The organism is Sulfitobacter sp. TMED3 (assembly GCF_002167505.1).
Classification (GTDB): domain Bacteria; phylum Pseudomonadota; class Alphaproteobacteria; order Rhodobacterales; family Rhodobacteraceae; genus Sulfitobacter; species Sulfitobacter pontiacus.
Window position 1 is genome coordinate 1 of sequence record NZ_NHBI01000046.1, and the last position, 7532, is coordinate 7532.

Genomic DNA, 7532 nt, shown 5'->3' on the forward strand with positions numbered 1-7532 from the left:
TTGAAGGACGCACAGACGGCCGGTCGATATGGCTAGGGTCGGACCGGTTTGCCGAGGAGAAGGGTTTCGGCGACGCCATTCCGAAGGATTTGCGCGACCGCATCGAAGGCGCCGGCAGCACTCTTGTCGCCATCGGCGATGAAACCGGTGTGACGGGCATCCTGGAATTGCGCGACCGTATCCGCCCCGATGCCAAGGGCATCGTGGCACAGCTCCACGCGCAGGGCGTGAAGACCATCGTCATGCTGACGGGCGACAACGAGCGGACAGCGCGCGCTGTTGCAGCCGAGGTCGGCATCGACGAGGTCCGTGCCGAGCTTCTGCCCGAAGACAAGGTGACAGCTATCGAAGAACTGGTCGAAACGCATGACATGGTGGCCATGATCGGCGACGGGGTCAACGACGCCCCGGCCATGGCGCGCGCGCATTACGCCATCGCAATGGGTGCCGTTGGTTCGGACGCGGCAATCGAGACGGCGGATATTGCCCTGATGACAGACGACCTCGGGAAGGTGCCTTGGCTGATCGGTCATTCGCGCCGGACAATGTCGATTATCCATCAGAACATCGGCATTTCCTTGGCGACCAAGGGCGTTTTCGTTGTCGCTACCGCGTTCGGACTGGCATCGATGTGGGGCGCTATTGCAGCCGACGTAGGAGTGTCATTGCTGGTGGTGGCCAACGCCCTGCGCCTGCTTAACAGCCAAGAGGCCAAGGCGCCGCCGTCCGGCGGTGAACAGGTTGGCGAAGGCTTGGCCAAAGGGGCGCTGGCACATGGTCATTGAACTGGGAGAACGCGGAAAGGAGCCGAGACGGGACATGAGCGTGAAGGGCAGGATGATGTGTCCGGTTTGCGAGGTGCCCTTGAGTATGACAGAACGCCAGGGGATCGAGATCGACTTTTGTCCCGATTGCCGGGGTGTCTGGCTCGACCGAGGCGAACTGGACAAGATCATCGAGCGTTCGGCACCCGATGTGGCGCCTCAGCGGGTGCCTGAGCCGCGCGGCTACAACGATGATCGCGGCTACCGGCGCGGAAAACACGGCGGCGGCGACGGCAAGCACGGCTATCGCCGCAAATCCTGGCTTCACGAGTTGTTCGATTAAGGCCTGCCGTGGCTCCCTGCCGGTCGCCCTCAAGGCGCTGCGGTAGGCCCGCAAGGCATTCAGCGGTGAGCAGGTTGGTCCAGCGATGGCAAAGGCCGCGCTTGCCCACGGACATTGATCACGCAGCATTTGCAAGGTAATGTAGTGTCCATATCAGCCCTCACGAAAGAGGCATCGAGCAGTGAAAACCATCCGATTTCCCCGCCGCGCCGTCCTGCTGGGCGGGTTGGCAGCGTTTTTGTCTGGCTGTGCCAGCAAGTTCCGCAGCTATGGCGGACCCGAGGTGACCCGTGTTCGGCTTTACAAGGGGCAGCGTTTGCTTGTTCTGGACGGAGCCGATCGCGTATTGCAAACCTATCCGGTCGGGCTGGGTTTCGCTCCTGAGGGTCACAAGCAATTCGAGGGAGACGGCCGGACCCCNGAGGGCNCNTACNTAGTNGATAAGCGCAACCCNGANAGTACGTATCATCTTTCNGTTGGNATCTCNTATCCGAANGAGGCCGACATCGCCTTTGCNGAAGCGCAGGGCCTTTCCCCCGGCGGCGACATTTTCATCCATGGTGGTCCACGCCCGGGCATCGACCCAACGGACGTCCGCGACTGGACAGCTGGCTGCATCGCGGTCACAGATCGGCAGATCGAGGANATCTATGCAATGGTGAANGACGGAACACCGATCGACATCTACGCCTGATGGGAGGAGATGATCTTCCGTCAGATCAGGCAAATCGTCGGNACAGGGCCACGTTGATCGCTTCGATGGCGATCACGGCCAAAGTGACGCTCGCCGCCGTGGGNCAGCGCAAGCACCCGGTACGCGTAAGGACACTACAATATGTGTCCAGCCGTGGCAGTGGCGAAACAGGCGGGCCCTAGCGGAGAAGAATACGTCTGGTCTCATGTCGAATTCAATCTATCCGAGGGCATAGACGATGGTCACGACGGTAATCATGNCAACCATGAACATGGAGNATGCGCCAAGNGCGAGCGTACGGCCCATGTCCCGGTTCGGCTTCTCTACTTTCAGACGCAGTTCCTCCGCGGTTTCCGGAAACTCGAGCGCCGCCGCATTCGATTGGCGCATCAGGTCGTAGCGGGACGTCCAGCGCCGTTCCTCCGCCGCGTTCCAGCCGTTCAGCACCAGAATGATTGCCACGATGAGAACCATCGATGACGGGACCCAGATTACGTAGCCACCGATTGTCTCGTCAGCCAGGGCGCGAAGTCGACCATCGCTCGCTGCGATGATTTCTGATCCATAGAGGGGCACATCCTTGAGCGTTGTCAGGGAGCCTAGAAAGATGTTGGAAACGATCACCACGAACCCTGACATCAGCCGAGCACCGCGCCGCGCTCCTTCAGGTGGATCGCGCAGATCGAACAGCAAAGCAAAGTACCAAAGCCCAGCCAGCACCATAGACAGATGTGCCAGCGCTTCCATCGCNGCAATACGTTGTGTAAGGGCGTAAATCATCGGGATCTGCCAGACGAAAAGCGCACCAATCAACAAGGAGGTGGCAGATGCAGGAAGCGCCAAGAATCGCGGGATGCGCGCACGCCCAATCGCGGCAAGGCGTCGGCGCCATTCCCTTTTCAATCCAGCTTGAAGGCCAAGCCAGGGCTGAGAAACCGCGATAAGAAGCGGTCCTACCAGTCGCAGAAGAAGATGCTCGACCTGATGTACCGAAAACAGACTGTGCCCCAATGGCGCGAGCGGCCCATTCGTCGCGACGAGGACGGCCGCGAGGCCGGCAAAGAAGGCGGTTCGACGCCAACCAGAAACCCTTCCGAGACAGCGAGCGTGTATCTTGAGCCCACGCAAAAACAGCCATGCTGTAAGACCGACAACAATGAGCGACACCGGTGACAGCACATAGCCGAAAGGGTCGTATAGGAATAAGAAGTTCGTGATCATTCGCTCTGGCCCTCGCTCATCCGAGGGTTGTCGGAGGTAGCTGGTGTGAGCCGCGAGATCCCGGAAGCGCCGCCACGGGCCAGTGACAGATCGGTCGACATGGCGAGGTATTCGCCTTGTATCCACGAGGGAAAGAGATTGTCGTAGAATCGAGATAGCGGATGTCCCGACTGTCCGGCGGGCGAGATGTAGTATGATCCCGCTGCTTCCGATATCGACATGACCGCCTGAAAATTGCTTCCGGCACTCACAAGGAATGGACGGTCTTCTACGACACCAAATGATGTTAAGAATTGCGTAAACGGATCGCCTGAAATCGGCGCTTGAAGGGACAGCAGGTTGGTCAGCAACCGACGCGAACTGATCGGCGACCACTGCATGTCCAATCTATGCTCTTCCCCCCAGGTCCACGTCGAGGGATCGCGCCCATATCGATCGACCAGCCAGCCAAGGGCATCATCCAGGGCCACGCGAACCTGCTCCTCGCATGTCTCGCGAGGTGAGGATAGGCGGATGTCACACCAGATCGCGCTACCGCGACGATCGCTGAGTACCGCAAAAAGAAAGTTCGAGTTCGGACGGGTCCAGAGTTGCTCCGCTGTCGGAAACTCGTCCTTCAAAATGCGCTGCTGCAAAGCCCGGACCCAGGTCCAGAACAGCAGAGGTTCCGGTGAATAGCGATCCATTTCGCCATTCCACGACGCAAGCCTGTCCAGTAGCTCACGACGAAGGCTGTCCGCATCGGTGCCTTCGGTGCTGTCTCTGGACTGCACAAACCAAAGCTCTTTCGCCATCAGGGGCAGGAGGGTTCGCGCCACGGAACTTACGGTGTCCCTTTGAACACCGATGGCGCCTTCCGTCGAGAAGATCGATTGCCGCGCTTCAAGCTCCGCCAGTCGAATGTCGCGAAAAGACGACGCCCGAACGGCCTCCGCTCTTGGCCATCGGGCAACGGTCTCTCGGTCAATGGCCAATGCCTCCATGCCCTTCGGCAACATGTCTGCGGCAACTCCGATGGCATCGGTCGCGTCGGCCGAACGCGCGAACAGCTCCAGCATCGTCAGGAAACCTGCCGCCTGCACGGGTGACGGCCCCCTTGGTGCCTCCTCGTCTGGCACGGGAAATGACCGGAAGGCCCAGGCGACGCGCGTATTGCGACCGACAATAACGAAAGGTACGCCCGGCATTGTGGCCCCTATGGCCGGCCCTGTCGAAAATTGAAGATCTGCGAGATACCATTCCGAGGGAAGCGACAGGGAACCGCTGGTATCGGCGGCTAGAATTGGCGTTCCGGTCGCTGTTCGGTCGCCGTCCATCGCCCATGCATCAAGGCGCTGCTCCGGATCAGTCGCAAACAGTTCGGGCACTCTCAGGCGATCCGCCGGTATAATGGCACCTGATATACTCGGCATTCCTTCCCGTGCGCTTCCCGGTCGCAGGCCATTCAGGAAAGACCGGGCAATCCTCAGGCTATCGCCGGGTGTCCAGGCCGCGATCGACCGTTCGTCTGCGATCAGCAGCTCCGGAGAGCCTCTGCCACGCCCGCCTTCTGACACAAGCTCGAGCCACGCATTGACGCCCGCGGCATAGGACGCGAGCGCGTCTGAGACCGCTGGCGCAACGGACAATGTCTCATCGGATGGCCACGAAGCTTCCGCTTTTCGCCTTGCCCTTAACAGTTGACCGAGCCTGTCTTGGGCGTGAACGAAGCCGATCGCGAAGTAGACATCTGCAGCGGAAGTTGCGGAGATGTGCGGGACTGCCGAAGAATCTCGCAGAATGTCGACCGGTCCGCCTAAGCCTGCGACCGTGAAGTCCTCGTCGTAGTCGGGAACGGATGCGCTCAGCAGAAAATAGACCAACCCGGAACCAACCGATACCGTGATGCAGATTGCCAGAAACCCGTACAGCAATATGTTGAAAAGCCGTCTCATGTCGGTGCTGTTTCGAAACCTTTCTTAAAAAAAGATGCGCAAGAGGACCACCGATATGAAATAGGTGAGAAGACCGAAGGCGATCGCCGAACTTGCCGCATACTGGAGGATATCCAGCCGGTTTCCTTTTCGGTGTCGCGCCAGATATCCACCCCAGATCGCACCCGCGACAATGCCCGCGATTACCAGCATGACTTTTTCTCCGTTCTTGTTCTCTTGTTGCACCGGTGTGTGCCGACCAGATCTGCAGCCAGTCCCACGGCCCAAGTAGTGAAGATGAGAGCCAGCAGCGCCCAGTCGCCGAAGCGCGCATAGAGGGTTGACGGATGAGCAGAGGGCAGAGCCGCATCTATGACACCGGTTTCTCCNTTGCCGAGCCGCGCGACGAGGTCACCGTTTGCGTCGATGATCGCGGAGATCCCTGTGTTTGCGGCCCGGACGATGGGAAGCCCTTCCTCGACAGCGCGCATGCGTGCNGAGGCGAGGTGCTGCTCCGGTCCAATNCTGGTTCCGAACCAAGCATCNTTGGTCGCNTTGAAAATCCAGTCCGGCCGGAACAGGTCGTCGACCACATGCCCTGGGAAGATGATCTCATAGCAGATCGCCACGGCGACCAGCGGCACACCCGGAAGCGCAAGCGTTCNNGGGCCCGGTCCGGGCGTAAANTCGCCCAGNCCCGCCGTGAGCCGCTCGATNGGCAACCAGCNGCGGAATGGCACATATTCGCCGAAGGGTACGAGATGGTGTTTCGCGTATCCGGTCAGGATTCTCGCCGGTCNCGNCAAANGCCTGNACCGTGTTGAAATATNGGNTNCCATCCTCNCTCNGTACACGGTCCGGCACNCCGGTGAGCAGCACNCTGCCNTCNGNNAGCGCAGCGGCAATGCGNNCCNGNGCCTCCGTATCCTCATCGAGGAAACCCGGAAAGGCGGTTTCCGGCCAGAGAAGNACGTCGAAATCGCCGCGCCGGGTTGAAAGCTCAAGATAGCGCGCGAANGTCGCCTCGCGGTTCTCGGGCGNCCATTTCTCCTCTTGTGGAATGTTGCCCTGGACGATGCGCANNTCGACACCGGGTGGCTGTTGTGCATCCGACTGGAGGCGNAGCGTGCCGACAGCCCACATCGTCGCNATNCNGGCCAGCGCCATGAGCGAAANGGTCAATCGTTGCCGCCCGGACGCCATNGCAGCCGCGCCNGGGAGTACCGCNACGAACACGGTGAGAAAGCTTANCCCATAGCTTCCGACCCAGGCGGNGGNCTGGCGAANNGCGGCGTANTCNANNAGNGCGTAGCNGGCGAGGTTCCANGGAANNCCTGTCANAACGTGACCNCGCAACCACTCNGCNNCGGTCCAGGAGGTCGCGAACAGGAGGCAGGCCAAGAGACTGCCCATGGCTCCGCGCCGCGCGATTTCGGCAAAAAGCGCNGCGGCAATGGCTGGGAAAATCGCGAGACCTGCGGACAATCCCGCGACCGCCGGAATCGCCATCGTCCCAAACCGCTCGGCCTCGACGTAGAAACTTTCCGCGATCCACCAAATCCCGAAACCGAACTGGCCGAGACCAAACGCCCAGCCGACGAGGAAAGCGCGCCCGAAGGAGAGATCGCGAAGACCGACAAACAACGCGGAATAGGCAATGGGAACAAGCAAGAGAAGCGAGAAAGGCGGGAAAGTCAGAACGGTCAGCGCCCCGGCGACGAAACCAAGCGTCATCCGCGAAAGAAAACGGTGGCGCAGAGCGATGCGGTTCAGAATTTCCGGCTTCACGACTTGATCGAACGCCGCGCGCTGATCCATGCCGCGGCGAGCAAGAGCCCCACGCCACTGACGACAAATACATCGGCCAAGTTGAAGGCAGGCCAATGTGTTGTGCCAATGTAGAAATCGAGAAAGTCTGTTACAGCCCGATACCGCACACGATCGATGACATTGCCCAGGGCTCCGCCAATGATCGCGCCATAGGCAAGTGTTTCGACCGCATTTTCGGCGCGAAACAGCATAACCCCTAGCCAAACACAGATGGCAAGAGCGAGAGCGATGAGGCTCCACCACGGAGCGCCGCCCAGCATCCCGAAAGTCACGCCGTCATTACGATAAAAGACGAGGTTGAATCCCGGAAACACGGAAATCCCGGCGCTTAAAGTGGCGGCATTCGCAACAACAATGGCTTTGGTGATCTGATCAATCGCGAACGCAGCAAGTGCTGCGAAGACGCCGATCATCGGAGATACCTTGTTTAGTGACATTGCCTCATCCCAACCAGACATCAAGGAACAGCATCAGAACGAGCCCGACTGCGAGACCGAGCGTCGCCCTGTTCTGATGGCCGCTGCGATGGGTTTCGGGGATGATTTCGTGGCTAATGACGTAGAGCATTGCGCCCGCGGCAAAGGCCAGACCCCATGGAAGCAGCGGTTCCGACAGTGTGATGATGCCGGCCCCGAGCAAACCGCCAATCGGCTCGACCATGCCCGTCAGCGCCGCGATGCCCCAGGCGCGCAGCTTCGGATATCCCTCGCCCAGCAGAGATACAGCAACGGCCAATCCTTCGGGCGCATTCTGAAGCCCGATGCCGA

Annotated in this window: 8 protein-coding genes and 1 pseudogene; 3 read left to right on the forward strand and 6 right to left on the reverse strand. The window is 60.0% G+C overall.

What is annotated here, in order from left to right; translation table 11 throughout:
• From CBB63_RS12075 to CBB63_RS12085, 3 genes are all read left to right on the forward strand, one after another.
• A partial coding sequence (locus CBB63_RS12075) for a heavy metal translocating P-type ATPase (RefSeq protein WP_286699333.1) occupies positions 1 to 785 on the forward strand: 785 nt, incomplete at its 5' end.
• A 34-nt stretch (positions 786 to 819) separates the two neighbouring features.
• Positions 820 to 1107: a TFIIB-type zinc ribbon-containing protein gene (locus CBB63_RS12080; RefSeq protein ID WP_037941812.1), complete on the forward strand. Its 288-nt coding sequence runs from the start codon at positions 820 to 822 to the stop codon at positions 1105 to 1107.
• Positions 1108 to 1288: 181 nt separating this feature from the next.
• Positions 1289 to 1801 (forward strand): L,D-transpeptidase family protein, encoded by a 513-nt coding sequence (locus CBB63_RS12085; protein ID WP_286699334.1) that lies wholly within the window; start codon positions 1289 to 1291, stop codon positions 1799 to 1801.
• 219 nt (positions 1802 to 2020) lie between these two features.
• Here the strand turns inward: CBB63_RS12085 and CBB63_RS12090 are convergent, their stop codons facing one another.
• From CBB63_RS12090 to CBB63_RS12120, 6 genes and pseudogenes are all read right to left on the reverse strand, one after another.
• Entirely contained in the window at positions 2021 to 3022 is a 1002-nt protein-coding gene (locus CBB63_RS12090; protein ID WP_286699335.1) for a cytochrome c oxidase assembly protein, read from the reverse strand.
• Entirely contained in the window at positions 3019 to 4956 is a 1938-nt protein-coding gene (locus CBB63_RS12095) for a penicillin acylase family protein (RefSeq protein WP_286699336.1), read from the reverse strand. The genes CBB63_RS12090 and CBB63_RS12095 overlap by 4 nt, the downstream gene beginning before the upstream one ends.
• Positions 4957 to 4980: 24 nt before the next feature.
• Positions 4981 to 5148, reverse strand: a complete 168-nt coding sequence (locus CBB63_RS12100) for a hypothetical protein (RefSeq protein WP_174226640.1) — start codon at positions 5146 to 5148, stop codon at positions 4981 to 4983.
• Positions 5139 to 6753 (reverse strand): annotated as a pseudogene (lnt, locus tag CBB63_RS16365) (apolipoprotein N-acyltransferase). Before lnt ends, CBB63_RS12100 begins: the two are co-directional and overlap by 10 nt.
• Complete coding sequence (gene lspA / locus CBB63_RS12115; RefSeq protein WP_037941767.1) at positions 6720 to 7178, reverse strand: signal peptidase II; 459 nt, start codon at positions 7176 to 7178, stop codon at positions 6720 to 6722. The pseudogene lnt and the gene lspA overlap by 34 nt, the downstream one beginning before the upstream one ends.
• Before the next feature lie 28 nt (positions 7179 to 7206).
• Positions 7207 to 7532, reverse strand: a 326-nt coding sequence (locus CBB63_RS12120; protein ID WP_286699338.1) for a ZIP family metal transporter, incomplete at its 5' end; no start/stop codon positions are given.

Coding starts and splice junctions, on each gene's coding strand:
- CBB63_RS12095 (WP_286699336.1), bottom strand. CDS start 4,956: ATGAGACGGCTTTTCAACATATTGCTGTACGGGTTTCTGGCAATCTGC.
- CBB63_RS12080 (WP_037941812.1), top strand. CDS start 820: ATGAGCGTGAAGGGCAGGATGATGTGTCCGGTTTGCGAGGTGCCCTTG.
- lspA (WP_037941767.1), bottom strand. CDS start 7,178: ATGATCGGCGTCTTCGCAGCACTTGCTGCGTTCGCGATTGATCAGATC.
- CBB63_RS12100 (WP_174226640.1), bottom strand. CDS start 5,148: ATGCTGGTAATCGCGGGCATTGTCGCGGGTGCGATCTGGGGTGGATAT.